The 24,248-nt window shown below is 60.1% G+C and carries 18 protein-coding genes and 1 pseudogene; 10 read left to right on the top strand and 9 right to left on the bottom strand.

Annotated elements, in window-relative coordinates; translation table 11 throughout:
• Window positions 1-137: 137 nt before the first annotated feature.
• Window positions 138-419: a hypothetical protein gene (locus KDL09_RS05575; protein ID WP_294382477.1), complete on the bottom strand. Its 282-nt coding sequence runs from the start codon at window positions 417-419 to the stop codon at window positions 138-140.
• Between the two features lie 99 nt (window positions 420-518).
• Here KDL09_RS05575 and KDL09_RS05580 point away from each other — a divergent pair, with 99 nt between their 5' ends.
• The gene (locus KDL09_RS05580; protein WP_294382478.1) at window positions 519-1,925 is read left to right on the top strand and encodes a S41 family peptidase; all 1,407 of its coding nucleotides are present in this window, start codon (window positions 519-521) and stop codon (window positions 1,923-1,925) included.
• A 4-nt stretch (window positions 1,926-1,929) separates the two neighbouring features.
• Here KDL09_RS05580 and KDL09_RS05585 read toward each other — a convergent pair whose 3' ends face one another.
• The 3 genes from KDL09_RS05585 to KDL09_RS05595 form a co-directional block, all read right to left on the bottom strand.
• Window positions 1,930-3,492: a fused MFS/spermidine synthase gene (locus tag KDL09_RS05585; protein WP_294382481.1), complete on the bottom strand. Its 1,563-nt coding sequence runs from the start codon at window positions 3,490-3,492 to the stop codon at window positions 1,930-1,932.
• 15 nt (window positions 3,493-3,507) lie between these two features.
• A complete protein-coding gene (locus KDL09_RS05590) occupies window positions 3,508-3,963 on the bottom strand; it encodes a nuclear transport factor 2 family protein (RefSeq protein ID WP_294382486.1) in 456 nt (151 codons plus the stop codon).
• A 67-nt stretch (window positions 3,964-4,030) separates the two neighbouring features.
• Window positions 4,031-4,942 (bottom strand): ParB/RepB/Spo0J family partition protein, encoded by a 912-nt coding sequence (locus KDL09_RS05595; RefSeq protein ID WP_294382489.1) that lies wholly within the window; start codon window positions 4,940-4,942, stop codon window positions 4,031-4,033.
• 113 nt (window positions 4,943-5,055) lie between these two features.
• Here KDL09_RS05595 and KDL09_RS05600 point away from each other — a divergent pair, with 113 nt between their 5' ends.
• From KDL09_RS05600 to KDL09_RS05610, 3 genes are all read left to right on the top strand, one after another.
• Entirely contained in the window at window positions 5,056-5,931 is an 876-nt protein-coding gene (locus tag KDL09_RS05600; protein WP_294382492.1) for a YicC/YloC family endoribonuclease, read from the top strand.
• A 74-nt stretch (window positions 5,932-6,005) separates the two neighbouring features.
• On the top strand, window positions 6,006-10,319 hold the full coding sequence (locus KDL09_RS05605) for an AAA domain-containing protein (RefSeq protein WP_294382495.1): 4,314 nt from the start codon (window positions 6,006-6,008) through the stop codon (window positions 10,317-10,319).
• A complete protein-coding gene (locus KDL09_RS05610; RefSeq protein ID WP_294382499.1) occupies window positions 10,316-11,293 on the top strand; it encodes a hypothetical protein in 978 nt (325 codons plus the stop codon). The genes KDL09_RS05605 and KDL09_RS05610 overlap by 4 nt, the downstream gene beginning before the upstream one ends.
• Before the next feature lie 2 nt (window positions 11,294-11,295).
• On the opposite strand, the gene KDL09_RS05615 is transcribed toward KDL09_RS05610, so the two are convergent.
• The gene (locus KDL09_RS05615) at window positions 11,296-12,381 is read right to left on the bottom strand and encodes a Gfo/Idh/MocA family oxidoreductase (RefSeq protein ID WP_294382503.1); all 1,086 of its coding nucleotides are present in this window, start codon (window positions 12,379-12,381) and stop codon (window positions 11,296-11,298) included.
• A gap of 82 nt (window positions 12,382-12,463) precedes the next feature.
• On the opposite strand from KDL09_RS05615, the gene KDL09_RS05620 reads away from it, so the two are divergent.
• The 3 genes from KDL09_RS05620 (at window position 12,464) to KDL09_RS05630 (ending at window position 14,444) form a co-directional block, all read left to right on the top strand.
• Window positions 12,464-13,621: a Gfo/Idh/MocA family oxidoreductase gene (locus tag KDL09_RS05620; RefSeq protein ID WP_294382506.1), complete on the top strand. Its 1,158-nt coding sequence runs from the start codon at window positions 12,464-12,466 to the stop codon at window positions 13,619-13,621.
• Between the two features lie 76 nt (window positions 13,622-13,697).
• Entirely contained in the window at window positions 13,698-14,081 is a 384-nt protein-coding gene (locus KDL09_RS05625; RefSeq protein WP_294382508.1) for a hypothetical protein, read from the top strand.
• A gap of 198 nt (window positions 14,082-14,279) precedes the next feature.
• Complete coding sequence (locus tag KDL09_RS05630) at window positions 14,280-14,444, top strand: hypothetical protein (RefSeq protein WP_294382510.1); 165 nt, start codon at window positions 14,280-14,282, stop codon at window positions 14,442-14,444.
• An 84-nt stretch (window positions 14,445-14,528) separates the two neighbouring features.
• Here the strand turns inward: KDL09_RS05630 and KDL09_RS05635 are convergent, their stop codons facing one another.
• Complete coding sequence (locus tag KDL09_RS05635) at window positions 14,529-15,833, bottom strand: serine/threonine-protein kinase (RefSeq protein WP_294382514.1); 1,305 nt, start codon at window positions 15,831-15,833, stop codon at window positions 14,529-14,531.
• A 66-nt stretch (window positions 15,834-15,899) separates the two neighbouring features.
• The gene (locus KDL09_RS05640; RefSeq protein ID WP_294382516.1) at window positions 15,900-17,684 is read right to left on the bottom strand and encodes a serine/threonine-protein kinase; all 1,785 of its coding nucleotides are present in this window, start codon (window positions 17,682-17,684) and stop codon (window positions 15,900-15,902) included.
• Window positions 17,685-17,792: 108 nt separating this feature from the next.
• On the opposite strand from KDL09_RS05640, the gene KDL09_RS05645 reads away from it, so the two are divergent.
• Entirely contained in the window at window positions 17,793-20,417 is a 2,625-nt protein-coding gene (locus KDL09_RS05645; RefSeq protein WP_294382519.1) for a right-handed parallel beta-helix repeat-containing protein, read from the top strand.
• Between the two features lie 142 nt (window positions 20,418-20,559).
• Here KDL09_RS05645 and KDL09_RS05650 read toward each other — a convergent pair whose 3' ends face one another.
• The gene (locus KDL09_RS05650) at window positions 20,560-22,218 is read right to left on the bottom strand and encodes an AAA family ATPase (RefSeq protein ID WP_294382521.1); all 1,659 of its coding nucleotides are present in this window, start codon (window positions 22,216-22,218) and stop codon (window positions 20,560-20,562) included.
• On the bottom strand, window positions 22,215-22,811 hold the full coding sequence (locus KDL09_RS05655) for a type II toxin-antitoxin system MqsA family antitoxin (RefSeq protein WP_294382524.1): 597 nt from the start codon (window positions 22,809-22,811) through the stop codon (window positions 22,215-22,217). Before KDL09_RS05655 ends, KDL09_RS05650 begins: the two co-directional genes overlap by 4 nt.
• 161 nt (window positions 22,812-22,972) lie before the next feature.
• Here KDL09_RS05655 and KDL09_RS05660 point away from each other — a divergent pair, with 161 nt between their 5' ends.
• Together KDL09_RS05660 and KDL09_RS05665 are read left to right on the top strand one after the other, a co-directional pair.
• Window positions 22,973-23,170, top strand: a complete 198-nt coding sequence (locus KDL09_RS05660) for a hypothetical protein (protein WP_294382526.1) — start codon at window positions 22,973-22,975, stop codon at window positions 23,168-23,170.
• Window positions 23,171-23,369: 199 nt separating this feature from the next.
• Window positions 23,370-24,248: pseudogene (locus tag KDL09_RS05665) on the top strand (hypothetical protein); the annotation flags it as partial.

The raw sequence follows: 24,248 nt of genomic DNA on the forward strand, positions 1-24,248 counted from the left end.
CAGGCGGTCGAAGAGATGGCCGTCGATCACGAGAAGCCGCGCTGGAAGACCGTCGAAGTCGATCTGGCGCAATTCGCGGACCAGGATGTCACCCTGCGGCTCGAAGCGCACGCCAGCGACTGGGCCTGGGAGTTCGCCTACTGGGGCGGGATCACGCTGGAGTGATCCGAAAGTGTTCGAAAACGTCTGAAGGCAAATATCAGCGCCTCTACACCGACCAGCACCAGTCCCCACCAAATCCACCTGCTGGCGGTGAGTTCGCCATACGTCCGCCCATCGAGATGAATCTTCATCGCGGCGGGAGTCATGCCGCCTTCAGATTCGACAAACGTACCGATTTCGGGCGAATAAAAACGGGCGTCGGCTGAGCTGAAATACGGGTTCAGGAGGCAGAGGATGGCGGCGATCAGCAGCCACATGAACCATCGGCGGTAGGAGGGGACAGCGGAAACGTGCATGTCCGCAGGCTAACAGAATTTTCCCCTGTCCCAAAGCGCCGATTCATGCACTGTGCCGCCATGCGTTGCGCCCCCGCACTTTTTCTGACCCTGGCTATAAGCGTGAGTCTTCACGCGGCACCGACGCCCCCTGCTCCCACACCAGCGGCGCCTCCGGCAACCAATCCTGAAGCGAAGCCTGCGCCCAAACCCGCTGCGGATAAACCCGCCCCGAAACCCGAACCCAAGGCGCCTGCCGTGAAGCCTCCGCCGGAGGATGCCTACACGCAGATGGAAATGCTCACGCGGGCGATGGAGATGGTGCGGCAGAACTACGTGGATGAGTCGAAGATCACGTATGAGGAGCTCGTGGAGGGTGCGCTGGAGGGCATGCTGAACCGCCTCGACCCGCACTGCGAGTACATGGGCAGGTCGCTGTTCGAAGACATGCAGCGTGAGCAGAGCGACACGTCGGAAGGCATCGGCATCACGATCGCCCTGCGGCAGAACATTCTCACGATCATCACCGTGCGCGAAGACGGCCCGGCCAACGCGGCGGGCGTGCTTTCAGGCGATCAACTGGTGCGCATCAACGACGTGCTGACCGATTCCGTCGGCGTTGCGGAGGCGATGCAGCTTCTCAAAGGCAAGGCGGGCGAAGAAGTGCGACTCACCGTGCGACGCCCGGGCACAAAGCAGTTCTTGGAGTTCAAGGTGAAGCACGAGACCCTGGCGGAGACTTCCGTGCATGACCCCCTGCTGCTGTCGCCAAAGATGGCCGGCGAGTACAAAATCGGTTACGCCCGCATCTCGCAGTACAACCAGCCCACGCCGCGTGAACTGAGCAAGGCGCTGGATGAATTGGAGAAGGAAGGGATGCAGGCCTTCGTGCTCGACCTGCGCAACAACCCCGGTGGTCTGGTGGACAGCGCGGTGGCTGTCTGCGGCGAGTTTTTGCCGGAAGGCACCGTCGTGGTGACCACGGAGGGCCGCGTGGCCTCGCAGAACCCGCCGCCGTATCGCACTCCATCGCGCAACGGCAAGGAACCGCGCAAGTATCCTATCGCCGTGCTGATCAACCAGGGCAGCGCGAGCGCCAGCGAACTGACTGCGGGAGCGCTGCAGGATTTGAAGCGCGCGATCATTGTGGGAACGACGAGTTTCGGCAAAGGCAGCGTGCAGACGATCCTGCCGATGAAGAACGGCGCGGCGATGCGCCTGACGACGGCGAAGTATTACACGCCGAGCCATCGCACGATTCACGAAAACGGCGTGGAGCCGAACATCATCTCGGCCCTGACCTCCGAGGAAGAGCTGCGCATCGCCAAATGGCGTGCATCGCACGGCACCGGAGAGGCAGCCGCGCTCGAACTCGCCAACCTCGGCGACAAGCAGCTCGAACGCGCCGTGGACGCGCTCAAAGGCGTGCTGGTGTTCGACGCCTTCGTGGCACCGGCGCTCGCGCCTGCGGCGAAGCCGCTGAAGTAAGTTTTTACTCCAACAACCCGCGCGCGATGATGGCATCGACCGGGTTATGGTCATCGGTGAAGACATAGTCGGAACGTGGGACAATGCCTGCAGGCACATAAGTGCGGATCAGGCGCTCCTGCCACGAGCCCGGCGTGACGTAGCGGTCCACGATGAGCGGTTTCAAATTCTCCCGTGAGGCCATGAGGATGACGTTTTGCGTTTCGTCACGACGATAACCGACGGAGAAGACCTCCACGTAGGGGAAGGCCTTGCGCACCGTGGCGAGCATGCCGGATGTCAGCTCCGCCTTTGGTCCGGTGACGGCGGCGATGAGGTTCATAATGAACACGCCCTTCGGTTCGAGGTGATCGGCGATCTGCTGATAGAACTCCTGCGTGGCGAGATGCGGGGGGATCTGGCGGATGCCGTTGTAGGCATCACCGAAAATGAGATCCCACTTCTTGCCTTCGCAGGTCAGCAAAAAGCGCCGCGCATCGCCGGCATGTGCCTTCACGTGGGGATGCTCGTCGAGCTTGAAGAATTTGCGGCCCACTTCGATGACCTGCGGGTCGATTTCGACGACATCGACTTCGGCTTCAGGGAAGTCGCGTGAGACATTTTCAGGCATGCCGAACGCCCCGGCACCGATGAACAAGGCGCTGCCGACCGTCGCGGGCTCACGCAGCAGGGCGAGCTTCCAGTACTGCTGATACGGGAGAATGAGATCGCCTGTCTTCGCATCCATGCCGCCTTCCATCGTCGAATCGAGCTGCAGCACGCGGCGGGTGATGTCGCCGTCGGTCTGCTCGCTGACTTCGATGTGATGATAAAACGATTCGTGTTCAAAGATGACGCCGGGCCTGGGCCGAGGAGCCGTCATCCAGCTCATGCCGAAGGCGAAGATGCCGCTCAGGATCACCGGGAGCTGCTGCTTGAAGGTGTTCTTGGCGAGAAAAAAGGCGGCCACGGCAAGCACGAGAAGAAGCGCCGCGGTGCCGAAGAAGATGCTGCGCACGCCGAAGGTGGAGAGCAGGAAGAAGCCGGAAAGGAAGGTGCCCACAAAGCTGCCGAGAGATCCGAGCATGCTGATCGTGCCCGCCGCGGCACCCACATGGGTGTCTTTGAGCGTCAGACTGTAAAACCGCACCGCCGCCGGAGACACGGCTCCAAGCAGGATCCCGGGAATCGCAAACAGCAGTAGCGAGATCATGACCGGACCGGCGATGAGGCCCTGGGCGCTGAGACTGACTGCAAAGACGGTGTGAAGCGCCGGAATGAAAAAGGTGAGCACCGCGGAACCCGCCAGCAGCCAGCCGAGGAGATCGAGCGCCATCTTGCGATCCGCGAGATGGCCGCCGAGGTAGCCACCGGCACTGAACGCGATCAGGATGACACCAATCAGGGCGGTCCAAGTATAAACGCTGTTACCGAAGAACGGTGCGAGCAGCCGGTACGCACAGATTTCGATGACCATCATCGCCGCTCCCGCCAGAAAACAGGAGAGGCCGAGGAAGATGCGGGTGCCGCGTGCGGAAGCGGTGCTGTCAGCCTGCGGGGCGGGTGATTTGGACGGGTGCTTCGACATGGGTGGGTGTCTGGGTCAGTCGTTGTAGAAGACGAGGCTCACGATTTTCCAGCCGGTGGATGTTTTGACGAGCGTGAAACAATCGGTGCCGGTGGTGATGTCGGTACCCTTGGTGAGCTTCCATCGAACGCTGGCCTGCGCGGTGCGGTCATCACGCAGAATCTTCATGTCGGTGGGCACCTCGGTCATGGGAACGGACGCGGTGGCATGACTGAGCTTCTGGCCATGCAGGAAGTCCGTGAGTCCCTGACTTTGCGGCACGCCCTGATGCACGAAGGTGATGCGCGACTGCTCATGAAAGCAGGCCCCATAGCCGTCCATGTCTTTCGCCGACCAGGTGGAAAAGTAGTGAGTGAGGAATTCGCGGACGTCGGCGTCATCTTGACCCGTTTGAGCCGCCTTAGGGCCGCAACTGACGAACACCCATGAAACCAGAGCGAGGATCAAGAACTGAGAGACACGCCGTTTCATCACCAGGAGCAACGGGACTGGTTCGACATTCTTCATTCGGAATTCGTCGTTCGCGGCAAAGCCGCCCTCAACCTTCGGCGAACGTCTCTTCCTCGACTCCGATCACGCTCAGGATGCGATTGAGGTCCTCGACACCGTAGTAGTCGATCTCGATGCGGCCTTTTTTCTCGGCGTGATGGATGCTGACGTTCGTGGTGAGATGCTGAATGAGCTTCTGCTCCACCGCTTCGATGGCACGGGCGAATTCGTTCTCCGTCGGCTTCGGTTTCGGCGGTGGCGGTGGATGCAGGATGGCATCGATCGCCTTTTCCGTCGCACGAACCGTGAGGCTCTTGGCGATGATCTGCTGCGCCACGCGCTCCTGCTCATCGTGGTTTTTGAGCATGAGCAGCACCTTGGCGTGCCCGGTGGAAATCTTGGCCGCCACGAGCATCTCACGAATGCCGACAGGCAGTTCCAGCAGGCGCATGGTGTTCGCCACGGTGGCGCGGTTTTTGCCGACGCGCTGGGCGATGTCCTCCTGACGCATGTGGAAGTCCTTGGCCAGACGAGAATAGGCCTGCGCCTCCTCGATGGGATTCAACCCTTCGCGCTGGAGGTTTTCGATCAGCGCCATCTCCAGCACATCCTTGTCGCTGGCTTCCCGGACGATGACGGGAAGTTCTTTGAGGCCAAGCTGGGTGGAGGCGCGGTAGCGGCGCTCACCGGCGATTAATTCCAGCTTGCCGTTCACCCGGCGGACGATCAGCGGCTGAATGATCCCGTGCTCGCGGATGGACTCCATGAGCTCCGTGAGCATGTCCGGCTGGAATTCCTTTCGCGGCTGCAGCGGGCTGGGGACGATCTGGTCCACAGACACGCGATTCACGACGTCACCGGGGGCGGGCTGGGCCAGGGCAGGCAGACGCGACACTCCTGACACCGACGAGGGTGCCGAAATGAGTGCGCCGAGACCTTTTCCGAGTGCCGCTTTTGCCATAGGGAGGGCGAGACTAGGGAGCACTCGAAGCGATGCAATCCAGAATCTCGCCGAATGTGTGACAACCGCATCCGAGGCTTTACCAACCGCAGATTTCGCTCCATCTGATGGCTATGAAGAGCATGACAGGATTTGGCCGGGGCGAAGCGCAGAGCGCAGGCGTGACCTGGAGTGTGGAGTGCAGCTCAGTGAACCGCAAGCAGCTCGAAGTGGCCGTGAACCTGCCGCGCGAGCTTTCTGAACTGGAAAACGTGGTGCGGGCGGAGGTTTCCGCCGCCGTGTCCCGCGGACGCGTCAATGTGGCGGTGCGCAAAGATGCCGCCGTGGCAAACGAGACGGCAGTTCACGTCGATCACACGCTGGCGGCCCACTATTTCCACGCGATGCACGCGCTGGCGCTCAAACTGGACCTGCCGCCTCACATCGCGCTGACCGACATCACACGCATGCCCGGCGTGGTGAATGTGGCCCAGACCGAAATCGCAACCGGAGACGCCTGGCCGGCCATTCAAGAGGCGCTTGCCGCCGCCTTGCAGCAGTTGACGGCCATGCGCAGCGCCGAGGGCGCCAGCCTGCGGGCGGACATCGAAACACGTCTCAAAAAAATCGAATCGCTGCTCGAATCGATTCGCGAGAAGGCGGCCACGGTGCCGGAGCAGCAACGCAAGGTGCTGCGCCAGCGTCTCGAAGACGCCGGACTGCCGCTGCCACTGGACGACGAAAGGCTTGTCAAAGAAATCGCCCTCTTCGCGGACCGGACGGACATTTCCGAGGAGCTTTCCCGCGCCGCGAGCCACGTGCAGCAGTTCCGCGCCTATCTAGATGCCGAATCTCCCGCCGGCCGCAGCCTTGACTTCCTCCTGCAGGAATTCTTCCGCGAATTCAACACGATGGGATCCAAGTGCAACAACGCCGAGATCGCCCATCACGTCGTCACCGCAAAGACCGAACTCGAAAAAATCCGCGAGCAGGTGCAGAACGCGGAGTGATGGATCGCTGAAGCCGGGAAATATCCTGCTTCAAAACGTGGACACGCGCGGCAACCACCGCGAATCGTGCCGCCATGATCCTCGAGACCATGCTTCAGCGGCTGTTTGCCAGCCTCGTCCACGGCCCGTCCATGAATGCGCGGCCACACCGGTCACGACAGCGCTGCGACTGGATGGATCTGGCCCTGCTAAAGGGAGTGGAACCGGCCGACGCGATGAAAACGCTGCTGGAAAAACGCAAGCTGGAGTTCCCGGCCAAGGTGCCGGCTTTTTCCACGCCATCGTTTCCCGAAGCGGAATGGTCCGACGAGCAGAAGCAGGCCCGCGATGCTCATCAGAAGCAGACCAAGCTGCTCAAAAAGCTGCGCGACATCGCCGACGATGCCTTGGAATACATGAACGACCACGGCGAATCCTGCCTCGCACTGGGCTTCCCGCTCATTTCCCTGCCGCCCACGGGCGAAGAGAAGGGCGTGCGAGGATCCAGCCGCGTGCTTGCTCCGCTGCTGCTCATGCCGGTGAATTTGCAGGTGCGCGCGGGGTCCCGCATGGGCGTGACCGTTGAATGCGCGGGCGAGGGCGCCGACCTCCTGGTGGCAAATCCGGCGCTCATTGCGTGGCTTGAACGTCAGACCGGAAAGAGTCTCGGCGAAGTCTATCTGGATGAAGACGCCTCTGATCCATGGCGGGAGGTGGACGACCTGCTGAAACAGATCAACACACTGCTCGATCTTCCCGTTCAGCCGCAGTTCCACGCGGATGCGCTGCTCGAAGCCGTTCCCCCGTTGGAGAAACTGCCGAAGGAGGTGACCGTCCTGCCTTCAGCCGTGCTGGGGCTCTTCCCTCTCTCGAATCAATCCCTGCTGCGTGACACGCGCTGGATGATGGAGAACGAAAAGGAACTGAGGGAACCGGTGTCAGCCTTTCTAAATCCGCAGGCGCTTCACGAACCAAATGAAGCAGCAGCGGAAGAACCGGGTGTCTCCGTGCAGAAGCGTGACTTCGCCGCCGAATGGTTGATTTCGAATGCCGATCCCTGTCAGGCAAACGCCGTGCTGGCGGCGCGTGAAGCAAAGGCGCTCGTCGTTCACGGACCGCCCGGCACTGGCAAAAGCCAGACGATCCTGAACATGATTGCCGACCATCTCGCACGTGGGGAGCGTGTGCTATTCGTCTGCGACAAACGAACCGCGCTCGACGTGGTGAAATACCGCCTCGACGCCGTGGGCTTGGGCGATCTCAGCGGCGTGGTTCACGATCCCAGCAGCGACCGCAAGGACTTCTACATGGGGCTGCGTTCCCAGCTTGAAAATTTGGCCGATGCTCCACCGGTTCAGGATCCACGAGCCCAGCTCGATACTGTGAACCAGCAACTCGCCGCCATTCATTCAGAGCTGGAGGACTGCCGTCGCAAACTGCACGGAGAAGATTCAGGTCCGGACAGTTTTCACGCGTTGCTAGGCCTGTGGCTTGGGTTTGCCTCACGTGATGATCTGCCGGTCATCGAACCTGTCCCCGGCCTGCAGGTGACTGAGGTGAACGCCGCCAGCACCACGCTCGACGAGATCTGCCGCCGGGCGGAAAAGGCGGGCTATCCGGTCAATCCCTTTCGCGGCCTGCTCGGCATTGGTTTGAGCGATCTGCTGCTCCGATCGGGCGGCGATTTGAGGGCCACGCTGGAGACAATCCACGCGGCGGCTGAAAAGGCGGATGCGTCGAAGCCGGAATCTCGCGTGACCCGGGTGGATGCCAACGAATCGCTCTCTGCTCAGGCCACACAACGTGCGGACCTTGCGTTGCAGATTCGCAGGCTTGTCGATCACCATGATGCGGACTTTCTCACCATAATCAACGCAACGCCAGCCAGCCGCCGAACCGAACTCCTGGCTGAGCACACGGAGGTTACCGCATGGCTGGAGCAAATGAGCTCAAGCACACTGGACCGCACACTGATGAGCAGTGCGCGCAGCGCAGGTGTGCTGACACTCGCGGCAGTGAATCAGCACCTCGCCGCACTCACCGCCTGGCAGGCGGTGGCCGGCAGTTTTTTCAGAAGGCTCTTTGCCGGTGCGGTGAAAAAGTCGGCTACGACGGCGCTCGCACCGCTCGGCCTCGGGCTGGATGCCGGATGGCAGCAGGGACTCGCTTTTTATCAAGGGCTCAAAAGCCGGCTCCTCGTCGCCGACTGGCTGGCGCGTGCCACGGGTTCCAACAATGTCGTGTTGCCAGATGACACCACGTTGCAGGTTCAAGCAGCTCTCACGCAGACACTCTGGCAGGCACAAGCAGCCCTGTCGAAGATTGGCGGTCCGGCGATGGGCGTGGACAAACAGGCGCTGACAACACTGGCTGACAATCTGGACTCCGAAGTCGCATGGCTGCAACAGGTCGACGCTGTCTTGTCATTGGTCGATCAAAGCGGTCTCTTCGCGTCGCGCTCAGCCAAGACACTGACACCACGATGGATCGATAATGCTGCCACGCACGACACCTCCGCCTGGCTGGCACACGCGACCAGTCTGGAGGACATGGTGCGTCTTCAGCACGCCCTGACGCAACTCCCCTCAACGATGCAAAAGCCCGCCGAGGCCCTTGTGGCTGCCGGAACAGGGTCGGAGGCGGTGCTGGATGCCTTCCGCCGTCTCGCGGTCGAAAACACCTTGCGCGACCGATTGAAAAATGATCCGGAACTCGCTGCGATCGATGGTGAACGCGTGGAGGCGGCTTTTGACAGCTTTCTCAAGCTCTCCCAGGAAAAACTGAAGCTCGTGTCCGCCTACATTCGCTTTCTGTGGCTGCATCATCAAAAGAGCCGCCTGCTTGCCACCACGGGCACGCAGCTCAACAAACTCGGCTCCGGTTTGCGGCAGCGCCTCTATGTGAGAGGCAAGAAAGCGCTCAAACTGCGCCAGATGCTGGCCACGGGTGCCGAAGTGGAAGGAGGTGATCCCATCTACGACCTCTGTCCCGTTTGGATGGCCAGCCCCTCCACTGTCGCGCAGATTTTCCCGCGACATGCCATCTTCGATGTCGTGATTTTTGACGAAGCTTCCCAATGTCGGCTAGAGGAGGCGCTGCCGGTTTTGATGCGCGGTCACCGTGTTGTCATTGCCGGTGACCAGAAGCAGCTTCCGCCCACACGCTTCTTCGAGTCTGCGCTCGCCGACAGCGGAGACAGCGACGCTGAAACAGCCGAGGAGCTGTTTTATCAACAGCAGCAGGAAGCGGAGGATCTGCTCACCGCCGCGCTCAATCTCGATGTGCGCGAAGCCTATCTGGACGTTCATTACCGCAGTCGCAATGAGGCGCTGATCGGCTTTTCCAACGAGCACTACTATGGCTCGCGCCTGCAACCGATTCCCGGACACCCACGCAACAAGGCGCTGAACACACCGATTCGGCTGCATCGTGTGGACGGCGTTTATTCCGAACGCGCAAACGAAAAGGAGGCCGAGGCCGCCGTGAATCTCGTCGCCGAACTGCTTGCAGAGCCGAAGCCGCCCTCGATCGGCGTCGCCTGCTTCAATCTGACGCAAAGAGAGGCCATTCATGACGCGCTCGCAGCGCGGATCGAAAAGGACGCCGAATTCGCGCGTCGTTACGAGCAGGCGAAGAACCGCAAAGGTCACGATTCTTTCGAAGGGCTGTTCGTGAAGAATCTGGAAAACGTCCAAGGTGACGAACGCGACGTGATGATCATCTGCACCACCTTCGGCCCCGATCCGAAGGGCAAATTCCGCCGGAATTTTGGAGCACTTTCGCAGCGGGAAGGAGGACGTCGCCTCAACGTGCTCGTCACACGCGCACGCGACGCCGTGCATGTGCTCACGTCGATTCCCGCCGTCGAATACAACACGGTCGAACCCACCCCTCCCGGGCAGATCCCGAACGGCCGGCTGCAGCTTTACGCCTATCTGCGCTACGCTGAAAAGCTGGCCGCATTCTTCGCCAGCTATCAGGACGAGCTCGAAAAAATGCGCCGTGATGCGAAACCCGAGATCAAACGCTGGGACAGCGCCACGCCATCGCCGCTAGCCAACGCCATCAGTGAAGCCCTGCTCGCACGCCACGCCACAGGCTCGCATGTTCACTGGGGCAACGAAGGTTTCTGCGTCGATGTGGCCTGCATTCATCCGCTCATGCCCGCAGATGTCACCGTCGGTGTGCTTGCCGACTTCAGCCGATTCCACAAAACACCGGATCCCATCGAGTGGGACATCTTCCGCACCCGCGTGCTGCGTTCCCAAGGCTGGGAGCTTGAGCGCCTGTGGTCGCCGGTGTTGTTCCGACGTTCCGACGAGATGCTGCAACGCGTCAAGAAGGCCCACGATCGGCTTTCCGTGCCACCGACCGCCCGACAACTGATTCCAGAAGCTCCCCCATCATGATCGTCCCTCAGTTTTGGGCCGAAGGCCGCGCACAACACAAAGAGCCGGGCCGCCAGGTCACGGTGAGACGTTTCGGCTGGTCGGACCTCAGCGAAGAAGACGCCCAGGCCAATGCCAATGATCGTGCCAACGAGGCGCTGCAACGCGTTCTGGCGGGCGACAATCTGGCCCGGCGTGAGCCCAAGGTGTCCTACAACGGCGCGGACGGTGTTCCGATCCGCGAGGAAATCGTTTCGCGCCACGGTGACGCAGTCATCACCCGCAACAGCTACGGTGCCCTCTGCCTGAACACGCCGGACGTTCTGTTCGTGGATGTGGATTTCACGAGGCTCCCACCGACCCGGCTGACTTTCACGCTGGGCGTGATCCTCTTTGCCATGTCCATGGCGTTTGCGATTAACGAACGTCATTTTGGACTGTTTGTCCTCGGTTGCGTGCTTTCCGCAGTCGGAAGCCTCCTGTTATCCGCCTGGCTCTTTCGTGGATATGAACTTCTGGCGGGAGGATCATCCCGCCGTGCCATGCGGCGCATCCGCAGCTTTTCGGCCAGGAATCCCGGATGGAATCTCTGCGTTTATGAGACTCCCGCCGGCTTCCGCGTGCTGATGATGCATGACGTGTTCGATCCATCCGCCACCCAGGTGGCAGACTGTTTCAGACAACTGGGGGCAGATCCGGTGTATGCACGCATGTGCCTGCGGCAGCACTGCTTCCGTGCACGCATCAGCCCAAAGCCCTGGCGTATTGGCCTTTCCTCGCCTCTGCGACCACGTCCTGGCGTCTGGCCGGTCAAAGCCGAGCACCTTCCCAAACGACTTCAATGGATTCATCTCTATGAGGAGAAGTCGGCGGCGTTTGCCTCGTGCCGCCATGTGGGACAGTTCGGCAGCAGCGTCACTCATCCTGCGGCGGAGGCCGTGCGCAAAATTCACGATGAGATGAGCCGGGCCTTCTCAGGCCTGCCGCTGGCGTAACCCTACGAACTGCCAGGCTGGGGCAATCCTTTGGGCACTGATTTCGGCGGCTCGGGTTTCGCCTTCCCGTCGTCTGGCAACCAGGCTTCGGGGGCACCGGTCTTGATCATGACATCGCGCAGCATGACGCGCGCGCCGTCTTTGCGTTTGCTCTCCTCAGCCGCTTCCATGAAGGCGTAGATTTCTAGCGTTTGCTTCGGTGACACAGGCGCCTGTTTGGTCTGGAAGAATTTCACGATCTCCCGCAGCATGGGGGTGTAATCGCCTTCAGACTTCTGCTCGGCGATGAGAGTGTCGCCGAACCGGACGAGCTTGTAGCTCATCGCGCCCTCATGGAGGGCCACCAGCGTTCCCGTGCGCTCTCCGGTCCACAAGCCGGTGACGGTCGACTCGGAGGACGTCGTCGTGCGCACGACGGATACGCAGCCTGAACCCATCACCGTGAAAAGGGCCTCGGTGGGATGAATGCCGTAGAAGAAGAGGTCGGGATGATGCGGCAGTACATGCGCCGGACCATAGGAGATGACGCCGCGGGCGGGAGTCTGTTCGGCGTTGGCGACTTCGAGCACCCCTGGGTACCAGCGCACGGCGGAGGCGCTAAAAACAGGCACCTGGGCGGTGGCGGCCTGTTTGTAGATCTCCACGGCATCCTTGAGCGATGCAGCCACCGGTTTGTCCATGAACACCGGCTTGCCGGCGGCGATGATTTCCTTCATCTGCTCCAAACGCGGCCGTCCTTCGAGGCTGAGCAGCAGCACGGCGTCCACGTCCTTGCAGACCTCCGCCACGCTGCCGACGATGCGCACACCAAACTTGTCCCGCACGGCGGCGGTGAATCCTTCAATGCGCGTCTTGCTTTCCTCGATGTCTGGACTGCCACCGGGATAAGCGACCACCACGCGGGCGCCGGGGATGTGATTGGGATTCGCCGGGTCGTTCAGGCGCAGGGTAAACTGCTCCGAATGTGAGGTGTCGAGACCGATGATGCCGATGCGAAGATCGTCTGCCATGAGAGGAGTGATGAGCAGCGCCGCAAGCCATCCCAGAACAAGGATGCGCTGATGGGAAAGGCGGCAGGACGGTCGCATGACAGGTAAAATGCAGGTTGGGGGACGAATGCGCAACTGTTGAGTCGCTTGACCGTTCCGGCCGCCCCGCTAGGCTCGGTTCATGGAAACCGTCAGAATTGGCATCGTTGGGCTTGGAAACATGGGCAAGGCACACCTTGCGAACATTCGTGCGGGCAAGATCCCTGGACTGCGCGTCACCGCGCTGTGTGAAAGCTTCGGCACGCTGCCGAACCTGATCGAGGGCGAAAAGGCCTTCACGGACGTGAACCTCATGATGCGCAGCGGTCACATCGACGCGGTTCTTATCTGCACCCCACATTTCAGCCACACCACGATCGGCATCGAGGCGCTCAAGGCCGGACTGCACGTGCTCGTGGAAAAGCCCATTTCCGTACACAAGGCCGACTGCGAGCGCCTGATCGCGGCACACACGGACAAGAGCAAGATTTTCGCCGCCATGTTCAACATGCGCACCAACGCCTGCTTCAAGAAGGTCAAGGACCTCATCGACAGCGGCGAGATCGGCGCGGTGCGCCGTGTGCACTGGGAGGTGACGAACTGGTTCCGCACGAACTACTACTACGCCACCGGCGGCTGGCGCGGCACCTGGAAGGGCGAAGGCGGCGGCGTGCTGATGAACCAGTGCCCGCACAATCTGGACCTCTTCCAATGGCTCTTCGGCATGCCCGACAAAGTGCGAGGCTTCTGCCAGTTCGGTCGCTTCCATGAGATCGAGGTCGAGGACGATGTCACCGCCATCATGCAGTACAACAACGGCACCACGGCGACCTTCGTCACCAGCACCGGTGAAGCACCGGGCATCAACAAGCTCGAAATCTCCGCTGAACAGGGCCGCCTGACCGTCACCGACGGCACGCGCATTCACTTCCAGCGCAACCGCCAGCAGATGAGCAAGTTCTGCATGGAGGCCGAGGCCGCCTTTGCGATGCCAGAGAGCTGGCACATGGACATTCCAGTCGATCAAACCGGCGGCCAGCATGTGGAGATCCTGCAGAATTTCACCAACGCCATTCTGAAGGGTGAGAAACTGCTCTCGCCCGCCGATGAAGGCATTCGCAGCGTGGAGCTCGCCAACGCGATCCTGCTCTCCACCTGGCAGGACAAGACCATCGACCTGCCGATGTCTTCGGCCGACTACGAAAACCTCCTCATCGAGAAGGGCGAGAAATCGACCTTCCAGAAGACCAAGGTCGTCGCAAAAGCAACCGCCGACGACTTCGCGAAAAGCTTCCGTTGAGGGAGCGCGGGGCAATCACTGAAAATAGTTTCAGGGTTTGAGCGGCGGGCGGTGTTTTACCGATAACGCCACCCGTATGTTTGCCCGCTTTACAGCCCTGATCCTCACCCTCTGCGTCGGTCTGCCGATGTGCTGGTGTTGCATCGGCATGGAGCGGACGCAGGAGCCTCAGGCAAGCTGCTGCACCCAAAAAGAGCATGGGGAGTCCAAAGAACAGCCCCAGACTCCGCAAGATCACAACTGCCCCTGCGCCAAACACGCGAACAAACGCGACATCGCTTCAAGTGCGGTCAAGGCACCCTCGACCAAGATGAACCTGCTGGCTGAGCTGCGCTGGCAAACCGCCTTCGTCGAAATTGCCTCCCTGAATCATATCGAGAGGAGCGTCGCCCGTCACGATCACGGGCCGCCTCAGCCTGCCGCGCCGGTTTACGTGCGGCTTTGTGCCCTGCTCATTTGAGGAGGCCAGCCCTGCGTCTCGAAGTCAGACGGTCCGGGCAGTGACGGTGGCTCATGCCGCCCAAGTTCACTCCTCCTGCCCGGTCGTCTGGCCTCACCGCCAGTTCCATTGCCACTATGAAGGCAAACCGGCGTGCGCCCGCCTGTAGCGCACACCGCCAATCCCCGCAGGCACCGAAATACAACAACACACGACACCATGAAAACCATCCTCGTACTCATCGCCGCGGCCTCCGTCGCAGCCCTCTCCAGCACCGCTCTTGCCGCCGGCAAGGCCTGTGAAAAGTGCTGCAAGGGCAGCTGCGCCGCCTGCTGCAAAGATAAAGGCAAGGAATGCGGCAAAGACTGCTGCAAAGGCGAATAACCTTCGCCGAAACTACGCCGCCACCCGACAACGGGTGGCGGCTTCTTTTTTGAGGCGATGCTCCCAAAAGATGTGGCTGCCCCACTATCTGCCGGCCGCCTGCTGCAGCGCCTTCAATGACGGAGCCGTTGTAAGCTTCTCAAGCTCTGCTGCGACAACTTCTGCACGCCTCGCGGCGTCGAGACGGTCTTTAAACTTCGCCTTCACCGCCGCAATCTGAGCCGCACGCAGCTTCTCTGCGACGGCGGGAGCCTTGGCTGCGCCACTGGCCTCCCAGTCTTGAGCGAACGAATTCATGAGTTTTGTGAGTTCCGCATCACTCTTCTCCAGTCTTTGGAGCACCTCACGCACCTCCTCCGGCGTCACCACCGTCCCGGCGTCTGAGGTCGAAAGCGCGGCAGGTTTCCGCGAAGCGGGCCAGAAGATGAGTGCCAGCAGTGCCACCAGCACCAGCCCGACAAACCCAAACGTCAGCATCATCTGCTGTTTCTGCGACATCGCGGGAGCCTTCTTCTTTGGCATGGGTCCCTGGGGTTTCGCATCAAGCGCATCAGGCAGCACGATTCCCGCCTCCTGCTTCATCGCCACATTGATGTGCGCCCGGAACTCCCCCGCGTCCTGGTAGCGCTTCTCCGGATCGGGATGAATGGCCTTGGCGACAATCTCATCCCAGCGTGGCGAGACTTTGGCAAACAAGGTGATCGGACGACGCGGTTGTTCCGGCACACGGCCCGCCAGCATTTCGTACAACACCACGCCGGCGGCGAAAATGTCCACACGGTGGTCCGTGACGCTGCCGCCGCGGATTTCCGGCGCGGCATAGTCCGGCGTGCCCATCGGGTTGTCCTCCTCCGTCTCGTTGCTGGGACGCGCCAGACCAAAGTCCGCCACCTTCACGTGGTCGGCGTCGTTGACCATGATGTTGCCCGGTTTGATGTCGCGATGGATGATGCCGTGCTCGTGCGCAAAGCTCAGCGCTTCACACAACTGCATCGCCAGATTTGTCGCCTTGCGCACCGGCAGGTTGGTCTTGTGGATCAGATGATGCAGCGACCGACCTTCGATCCACTCCATCACGAGATACAAATGACCTCCGGGCGTGATGCCGAAGTCATACACGCCCACGATGTTCGTGTGGTTGAGCTTCGCCATCGCGCGCGCCTCGCTCTTGAAGCGTTCCGCGAACGCTTTTTCCTCGCCAAACTTGGGCGGCAGGATTTTCACCGCAACCCAGCGCGCCAGACTGTCCTGCCACGCCTTGTAAACCGCCCCCATGCCGCCGCAAGCCGCCATTTTTTCAAACTTGAACTGCGGGAGGTAGGACGCCATCTCCTCGATGCTCGGAACATCAAACGAGGGCTGCTCTGGGGGAGTTCGATCTTCGGACATGGCCCGTTCATATCCGGACACCCGCCCGACGGCGAGAAAAATCCAAAGGTCGCTGATGCAAAACGATCACCGCACAGGTTCCGCCACCGTGGGAGGAGCCATCGTCGCACTCACCGTTCCCGCCACATTTTCCTTGAGCGCTTTCAGCGAGGGCGGCGTGCGCAGTTTTGCCAGTTCCGCAGCCACGGCCTCGGCGCGCTTGGCCGCTTCGACGTTGCCTGCGGCGGCGCGTTCTTTGGCCTTGGCCAGCAAGAGTTCACATTGCGCAGAGCGCATTTTCTGGGCGGCATCGTTTCCGATCGCCTGAATCGACGCCCGCTGCGCTTCATAGGTGTTGCGCAGGGTGCCTAGCACGGCAGGCCAGGACGCATCCCGTGCGTTCAGCGGCTCGCGATTGGCCACATGGGAGATCTCGCTCAGGATGTGGTCCCGCTGTTCCGGAGCGAGGCCCGCGAGGCTGCGCTGCAATGCCGGGATGTACTTGCCGGCCAGATCCTGCATCTCCGGAACGGTGTCGATGTCCTCGTTGGCTGCCCATTCGTCGGCAAACGCATTGACGAGACGTGCAAGTTCCGGATCTCGCTCCTCCAGCTTCTGAATCGCTTCGAGCGGCGTCTCCGGTGCCGGCACGGGTTCCGGCTTCGGCGCCGGCATAGGAACAGGTTCGGGCGTCGCAGGCACGGAGGCCATCTTCTTCGCCGCCGGTTCGGGCTCCGATGTTTTCATCTCTGGCTCCGGTGCGGGCACTGCCGAAACAGGCTCCTTGGTTTTTTTGGCATCGTCGTCCGCCTTCGGTTTGGGCTTTTTGGGCTTCTTCTCAGGCTCTTCCGTGGTCTGCTTGGTTTCCGCCACCACCTTCTTTTTCGACTTCGTCCGCTCTGGCTCTCCTTTGAACATCGACCCAAGAACGATGCCGACCAAAATCACCGCCGTCACGATCATCACCAGATGCAACGGCTTGAGCGCGGCTTTCACCTTTGACGCCGGCTCATCCTCCACGACTTCCACCACGGTGACCGCCACGGGTTGCGCCGCCTGTTTGATCAGCATCGCTATGTGTGCCCGGAATTCACCGGCCTCCTGAAACCGTTTCCCCGGCTCGGGATGCGTTGCCTTGTCGATCAGTTCGTCCCAATGGGTCGAAAGGGGCGCGAATTCCTGCACCGAACGCCGCGGATGCTGTGGCACGCGGCCGGTGAGCATCTCATAAAGCACCACGCCCGCCGCAAAGATGTCTGCGCGCTGATCCACAGCCCCTTTGCCCAAAATCTCAGGCGCGGCGTAGTCCGGCGTGCCATACGGATTCTCTTCCGCCTCGCCGGTGATCGGGCGGGCGAGACCGAAGTCCGTCACCTTCACCTGCTCTTCCTCATTCACCATGATGTTCCCCGGCTTGATGTCGCGGTGAAGGATCTTGTGATTGTGCGCGTAAGTCAGCGCCTCGCAGAGCTGCATGGCCAGCTTGGCGGCTTTCCGCACCGGCAGGCTGCCTTTGTGAATGAGTTCATGCAGCGTCGGCCCCTGCACCCACTCCATCACCAGATAGAGATGGCCCGCCTTGGTAAGGCCGAAATCAATCACCCCGACGATGTGCGTGTGGTTGAGCTTGGCCATCGCGCGTGCCTCGGCCTTGAAACGCTCCGCAAACTCCGGCTCCTTGCCAAACTCCGGCGGCAGAATCTTGATGGCCACCGGCCGGTCCAGGCTCTGCTGCTTCGCCTTGTAAACCGCCCCCATGCCGCCGAATGCCGCGAGCTTTTCAAACGCATACTGCGGCAGCAGCGCAGCCATTTCCTCGACGCTGGGAACGTCAAATGGCGGTTGATGCTGGGCGGGGCTTTCCTGAGACATGAAAAAGGCGTGGACAGTATCTCAACGTGCTTCGACGGCGAGTAAAATCACCCACGTGAGGCATCCCCGTCCTTGAAGGCCGCCGTGCGCCTTCCACTGTCACAATCAATGCGTTCCCTCACCCTCGTGTTCATTCTTGCCGGCGTCGCCACCGCCACCGATCTCACGCTCAAGCCCGGCAATCTCCCCGCCGTGCTCAATCAGGCTCGCAAGGCGCCGAAACCTGTGCGGATCATCGTCGAGGATGGCGTGCATCCGCTGACAGAGACGATCACGCTCGGCAAGGACGACGCGCAGGTGACGTGGATTGGCAAGAATGCGGTGTTCATGGCTGGCAAACCGGTCACCGGTTGGCAGAAAGCGGAGGGCGGATTGTGGAAGGCTGCGTTGCCGGACAAGGCGTGGAAGTTCGAGCAGCTCTGGATCAATGGCCGCCGCGCTACGCTCGCCCGATCGCCGAACAAGGGCTACTTCCACATCACCGAGGCCGTGGCAGCGGATGCGTTCAAGGGACTGACGCAGAACATGAACTTCCACGCGTTCTGCGTCGCGAAGGAGCAGTATGACGTGCTCAAGGCAATCCCGCAGGAACAGCGCGACGACGTGTTGCTCACAGTGACGCATGCGTGGGCCGTGGGGCAGTGCCGCATCCAGGAATTGAACGATGAGATGCTCGGTGTGCGCATCAAAGGCCGCTCGCGCTATCCCTTCGTCGAGTTCGAGCCGGATCAGCGCTGGTGGGTGGAAAACTTCCGTGCCGCACTCGATGCGCCGGGCGAGTGGTTTCTCGACAAGGCGAGGGGCGAACTGCTCTACTGGCCGCTGCCCGGCGAAGACATGACGAAGGCGGAGGTCATCGCGCCGGTGGTGGAGAAGTTCATCATCATGAAAGGCGCGAGCGATGTGCGCTTTGAAGGCATCTCGTTTCAATACAGCAATCATCTCTATCCCGCCGAAGGCCTGCACGACGGCCAGGCGGCCACAACGAGCGGCGGCAGCATCGAGATCGAGGACTCGCGCGGCATTCACTTCGCGAACTGCGAGATCGCGCACACCGGCCTGCACGCGATCTGGTTCAAAAACGGCTGCGCGGATTCGTCGGTCACGCATGGCCATCTTCACGATCTCGGCGGTGGTGGCGTGTATGTCGGCGAGACGAAGCGACCCGAGGATGCGCGCGTGAATCATCACATCACCATCGATGATTGCATCATCCAGCACGGCGGTCGGCTGCACCCGAGCGCGTGCGGTGTCGTCTTCACGCACACGCAGCACTGCGCGGTCACGCATTGCGACATCGGCGACTTTTTCTACACCGGCGTCAGCGCCGGATGGAACTGGGGCTACGGCGACACCGCCTCGTGCGACACGCTCGTGGAGAACAACCACATTCATCATCTCGGCTGGGCCTATCTGAGCGACATGGGCGGCTACTATGGGCTCGGCACTTCGCCCGGCACCGTCATCCGCGGCAATCACGTCCACCACGTCGCCGCGCATCGCTACGGCGGCTGGGGCCTCTACAACGACGAGGGCAGCAGCACCGTGCTCATGGAGAACAACCTCGTGCATGACACGTGGAACGCCGGCTTTCACCAGCACTACGGCTACTTCAACACCGTGCGGAACAACATCTTCGCCTTCGGCCACACCGCGCAGATCCAGGCCAGCCGCAACGAGCCACGCCTGCGCTTCCGCTACCTGAACAACATCGTCGTGTGGGATCCCGCATCGCCGTTGCTCGATGGCGGCGAGTGGAACTGGAAGTTCTTTGACAAAATCGAACGCGGCGATCCCAAGGACAGCCTCGTCTTCCGCAGCAACCTCTACTGGCCCACCGACGGCAAAATCCCCGCGCTGCTCACCAAGACACACTTCACCTGGAATGACTGGCGCAAGATGGGCCGCGACAACGGCAGCCTCTTTGCCGATCCGCTCTTTGAAAACATCGCGAAGCGCGACTTCCGCCTCAAACCCGGCTCGCCTGCCGAAAAAATCGGCTTCAAGCCCTGGGACCTCACGCTCGCCGGAGTGCGCAAAGCGGATGCGCCGTGGCTCGCGCTCGCCGCGAAAGGCCAAGACTACCCATCGTGGGACACCGACGCCAAACCGTGGCCCGCACCGCCTTACAAGATCGATCAGGACTTCGAGCACACCTCCCTCGGCATGATCGGCATTCGCGGCGCGAAGTATGATCGCGAAAACAAAGGCGAAAGCATCGGCGTCACCGACGAGATGTCGTCACCCTTCACGCCAGGCGGCAAACGCTGCCTCAAGGTGCAAGACGCAGCCGGTTTGAAGCACAGCTACGATCCCGTGCTCGATCTCTACCCCACCACATGGGACGGTGGTATTTTTCACATCGAGTTCGACATCATGGCTCAGGACGGCGCGGATTGGTTCTTCGAAATCCGCGGCAAAAACGGCGACTTCGGCAACGGCCCCTACCTCCGCTGGCAGAAAGGCCAGCTCGCCGCCAGCACCAACGGCAAAGTTCAGCTCACCCCAATTCCCGCCGGTGAATGGTTCCGAGTGTTGATTACCGCCACCACTGGCAGTGGCAAATGGAGCCTAGAAATCACCCGTCAGGATGGAACGAAACAATCCTTCGCCGACCTCGCCTGCAAACCCGCTTGGACCAGCGCCAGCTACATGCTCTTCAGCGCCCTCGGCACGACGAAGACGGCATTTTTCATTGATGATTTGAAGATGGAGCAGATGACGACACCGTAGCTTCGCAGAAAACGCCTTTAGTATAGAATAGCACGGTTCGAACTATCCGAAATTTCCAGATAGTTGTAGCAGCATTGAATGCGCATTCGCCGGCCTCTTCTTGTTAGTGGATGGGCTGGACTTTTGGGAAGAGCACCAATCATTAGTCACAATTTGGAATCCGTGTACCATCCCAGAGCTTGCCTTGGTTCAAAGCATCGATCATTTCCTTGTTCTGCTTCAGGAATTCAGACGTTGGAAGGTCCTTGTATGTGGACACTGAGAAAATACGTTCTCGTGGCGAGATCGATGTAGCCAGTTCTTCAACCTGCATCAGAAGTTGCCGTGAGCGCTCAGCCTCGCCCATCAACGCATACGGAATATGCATTGCCTGCATGTGGTTTAAGCGCATAACCACCGGTCCAGAGCCTTCGGTTGCCGCCCCCCGCTCATAGAGCGTGACAATTTCCTTGAGTTCGGAAATTGGCACGACTTCACCAGCTCGACGGCGAGCTTCCGCATAATTGAAAGCATTCGCCAATAAAACAAGATCGTCCTCTTGATCGTCTGTCGCCGTCCTAGGAAGCTCTGCATAGACTTCAATCGCAGAGGAATATTCGCCCGCCATCATGCAAAGCTGCCCCAAGGCATATCTAACACCGTCCTCGGCCCGTTTGTCCCGCTTGCCAGCGATGGCAGTCAACCTCCTCTTTTCAATTTCGATGGCCTCTTGATGACGGTTCTGAACCTTTAGTAGCCCGACCAATTCAACGCTTGGGGGAGAATAGAATGGATCGAGATCTACGGCTTTTTTAAGATGGGGTTCAATTTCTTCAATCTTGCCAAACGCTCGTGCGATGCGTGCAAGCTGATGGTAGCATTCTGGCCGATCACTATATTCTCGAAGCAAATCAACGCCGGCCTCTTGTGCGCGAGCCGCATCAAGTTCCGAAATTGCACGCTGGGATTCCTTGATCAAAAAATCTAGGCCACGAACGTCATAATCGGCAATCAATTCACGGAGAGTTCCATATTCAGTTCCAAGTCGCGAATATGGATCTTCCCACACAATCACTTGTTCCTTCAACGGAACCCTGGAGTCATAGTGAATTTGGCAATGAGGCTTAATACCCAGTTCCTTTTCCGCCATGTCTAGTCGCTCCTGTAGCAGTCCAGATTTCTCTTTTGGCGTCGGAGGAACAGGGCTAGCCACCGTTAGCAACTGCGGTGGGCGCGTATTTTCAGCTTTGCTTACAGCTCTCGCTACGCCAGCTATTCCGTGGATGTTCTGATCGTTCAGCGCATAGAGTAGCACTACTAACTGGGGAAGGTGCAAAGTGCAGATGCCGCCGACGTCAGTAAGTCCAGTCCGTGAATCTATTAATACATAGTCAGGTGAGTAGCTCTTCTCGATATCGGCTTTCCAATTCTCTACGAAACGTTCGCCGTCATATTTGTCGTAGAGATCAGTCCAGTTTATCCGAGCGCGATTACGGTTGTACTCATGGTCTTTCCTGCCGCTGGGCATCAGCCAAAGCTTACCCCTAAGATGCGTTGACGAAGGCTGACATTCCCTCACAAACGCGTGAATAGACGGAGCTTTTCCAGTAGCGAGGTATTCGGCAACGTATTCCACGACGCCAGCATTTCCCTTAGCACACCCCAGCCCTTCGAACGCGTCCAATCCTGGCGCTTCGAGATCAAAGTCGATCAAAAGAACGCGTCGACCTTCCTTCGCGAGCACCGCTGCGACATTAGCCAAGGCCATCGTACGCCCCACGCCGCCCTTGTAAGAATAGAAAGTGACCCAAAACGTGTTCATTGAACGGTTGCGGTTAGAAGTCCGCGTGCGGCATTGAACCGACGGATTGCCGGTTTCGGCGTGGCGGCCATCTGAGCTCCGCTCATACGACCGCCGCTGGCTGGGAAGCGAACCTGATACGAGGCTTCCCAGAAACCACCGAGTTGCACGGCGATAGTATGGTTTGCGATTTGTTCGGCACGTCGCCAGCGGCGATCCCTGATCCACTCGTAGACCACTGGGTGAGCCATCAAAGCACGCAGAAAGTAACCCATTGAACGACTCACGCGTTGTGTTCCACGCGCCCACCGATGCAGAGTTTTTCCGCCCATGCCGAGCGCTTCCGCCGCCTCGGTCTGGTCGATTTGAAATTGCTCCAAAAATGAGCGCACCGCAGCAGCCGGCAGGGTGTCTTGATGTTGGTCAACAGCAGTCTCGATGCGCCGCGACGACTCGGGCGGGATTGTTTCCTCGCCGCACTTTTTGCAGCGAAGGATGAGTAGGTTCGGCACGGACAGTGTTTCGCCTTCGGGAAGGTCGAGGCGATAATCCTCGATCACCTCTTGATAGTACCCGTCGCCGCAGGCGAAGCAGTTTTCTGGATGATTACTCATGGTCAAATGTGTTTGGTCTATCTCGGAAGCGGTGGATACCCCGTGCTGTGCTCCTTTACTTGCAGCCAAGTCCTGCTCAGATTCACCTGCACTCGGTTGTCTTGCAGTTTCACTTCGAAGTAGACAGTTTCGGAGTCCTCCGGGTCCAGCAGCAGGCTCCCGTGATAGCCCTGTCCGCCGGTCTGATAGAACTTGATGTGTATTTTACAGCCTTCATCGATGTGTCGAATCAGCGCATCAATAAGGACGGTCCGAGAGAGCCCCCAAAGGACGATGTTCCTTTGAGTGATCCCGCTGAGATGGACGTCGTCATCGAGGCACGCATGCTTGATTTGTTGGACCACGATCGGGTCCGCTAGACGTTCAGGCCCGTTCATGGTCGGTGCTTTTTGATACTCGTTGAGTTCGAGTTATAGTTCAAGTGCTTTTTGATACTCCAAAGGATGAGGGTAACGAAAATGGCCATTTTCCATTCCAATTCAGTCCATTTATGGCCAACTGGCACGTGTCTTTGGCATCCCTTGAAGGAGGAGGCTGCGGCATCCACGGTGCGTCCTCATGAACCGCCGCGCCTTCATCGCCTCCACCCTCGCCGTCTCTGTTTATCGTCCGCTTGTCGCTGCGGATGCTGCTACGGCGGCTGAACAAGCCCACACCGAGATCTGGCGTCGCTTCATCGACAAGTACGGCATCATGATCGACTTCGCCGACATGGACGGCAAAGTGTCGTTGCCGACTCCGGAGGAGTGTCGCGAGGGGAAACCGAACGCGCTGGGCTGGTGGGCGCCGATCGAGAACGGGGCGATGTTCAACGGGTTCTACATGGACGCGGCGGTGCTGCGCTGGAAGCGCACGAAGTCGGCGGACGATGCCGCGAAGGCGCGCAAGCTGATGGAAGGCCTCCTTCTGCTGAACTCGATCAGCGACGTGAAGGGTTTCGTCGGGCGCGGCGTGAGCACGGATGGCAAATCGCATTACCCGATGGGCTCGAACGATCAGACGCTGCCATGGTTCCTCGGCCTGTGGCGCTACTGGGAGTCAGGCATCGCCACCGATGAGGAAAAGCAGCGCATCGCGAAGCATCTCGTCCAGACCACCGAAGAGATCATGCGGCTGGGCTGGAAGATGCCGGCGGAGGCGCCGTTCGGCACGCGCGGCAGCTTTGAGGGCTTCCATTTTGAGGAGACGAGCCGCAAGCTCTTCGTCATGAAGATGCTTCACGCCGTCACGGGCGATGCGAAGTGGCAGACGATGTATCTGGCGGAGCTGGACGCGCGTGGTGGCGAGAAAAACGAGAGCAAGCGCGAGCTCTGCATCGGCGGCATGAAGTTCTTCTATGCCAGGACGCACAACTGGACCTCCTGCGGCGGCGTGAGTGCGTTGCGCGGCCTGTGGGAGCTGGAGACGGACGCGGCGCTGAAGGCGGACTACGCGAAG

It is taken from the genome of Prosthecobacter sp. (assembly GCF_020439865.1).
GTDB lineage: Bacteria > Verrucomicrobiota > Verrucomicrobiia > Verrucomicrobiales > Verrucomicrobiaceae > Prosthecobacter.

What these genes read in the sequence shown, in the direction of transcription:
- KDL09_RS05635 (WP_294382514.1), bottom strand. Translation starts at nt 15,833, where the DNA reads ATGTCCGAAGATCGAACTCCCCCAGAGCAGCCCTCGTTTGATGTTCCG.
- KDL09_RS05590 (WP_294382486.1), bottom strand. Translation starts at nt 3,963, where the DNA reads ATGAAACGGCGTGTCTCTCAGTTCTTGATCCTCGCTCTGGTTTCATGG.
- KDL09_RS05645 (WP_294382519.1), top strand. Translation starts at nt 17,793, where the DNA reads ATGCGTTCCCTCACCCTCGTGTTCATTCTTGCCGGCGTCGCCACCGCC.
- KDL09_RS05620 (WP_294382506.1), top strand. Translation starts at nt 12,464, where the DNA reads ATGGAAACCGTCAGAATTGGCATCGTTGGGCTTGGAAACATGGGCAAG.
- KDL09_RS05615 (WP_294382503.1), bottom strand. Translation starts at nt 12,381, where the DNA reads ATGCGACCGTCCTGCCGCCTTTCCCATCAGCGCATCCTTGTTCTGGGA.
- KDL09_RS05655 (WP_294382524.1), bottom strand. Translation starts at nt 22,811, where the DNA reads ATGAGTAATCATCCAGAAAACTGCTTCGCCTGCGGCGACGGGTACTAT.
- KDL09_RS05650 (WP_294382521.1), bottom strand. Translation starts at nt 22,218, where the DNA reads ATGAACACGTTTTGGGTCACTTTCTATTCTTACAAGGGCGGCGTGGGG.
- KDL09_RS05580 (WP_294382478.1), top strand. Translation starts at nt 519, where the DNA reads ATGCGTTGCGCCCCCGCACTTTTTCTGACCCTGGCTATAAGCGTGAGT.
- KDL09_RS05625 (WP_294382508.1), top strand. Translation starts at nt 13,698, where the DNA reads ATGTTTGCCCGCTTTACAGCCCTGATCCTCACCCTCTGCGTCGGTCTG.
- KDL09_RS05630 (WP_294382510.1), top strand. Translation starts at nt 14,280, where the DNA reads ATGAAAACCATCCTCGTACTCATCGCCGCGGCCTCCGTCGCAGCCCTC.
- KDL09_RS05600 (WP_294382492.1), top strand. Translation starts at nt 5,056, where the DNA reads ATGAAGAGCATGACAGGATTTGGCCGGGGCGAAGCGCAGAGCGCAGGC.
- KDL09_RS05610 (WP_294382499.1), top strand. Translation starts at nt 10,316, where the DNA reads ATGATCGTCCCTCAGTTTTGGGCCGAAGGCCGCGCACAACACAAAGAG.
- KDL09_RS05585 (WP_294382481.1), bottom strand. Translation starts at nt 3,492, where the DNA reads ATGTCGAAGCACCCGTCCAAATCACCCGCCCCGCAGGCTGACAGCACC.
- KDL09_RS05605 (WP_294382495.1), top strand. Translation starts at nt 6,006, where the DNA reads ATGATCCTCGAGACCATGCTTCAGCGGCTGTTTGCCAGCCTCGTCCAC.
- KDL09_RS05575 (WP_294382477.1), bottom strand. Translation starts at nt 419, where the DNA reads ATGTGGCTGCTGATCGCCGCCATCCTCTGCCTCCTGAACCCGTATTTC.
- KDL09_RS05595 (WP_294382489.1), bottom strand. Translation starts at nt 4,942, where the DNA reads ATGGCAAAAGCGGCACTCGGAAAAGGTCTCGGCGCACTCATTTCGGCA.
- KDL09_RS05640 (WP_294382516.1), bottom strand. Translation starts at nt 17,684, where the DNA reads ATGTCTCAGGAAAGCCCCGCCCAGCATCAACCGCCATTTGACGTTCCC.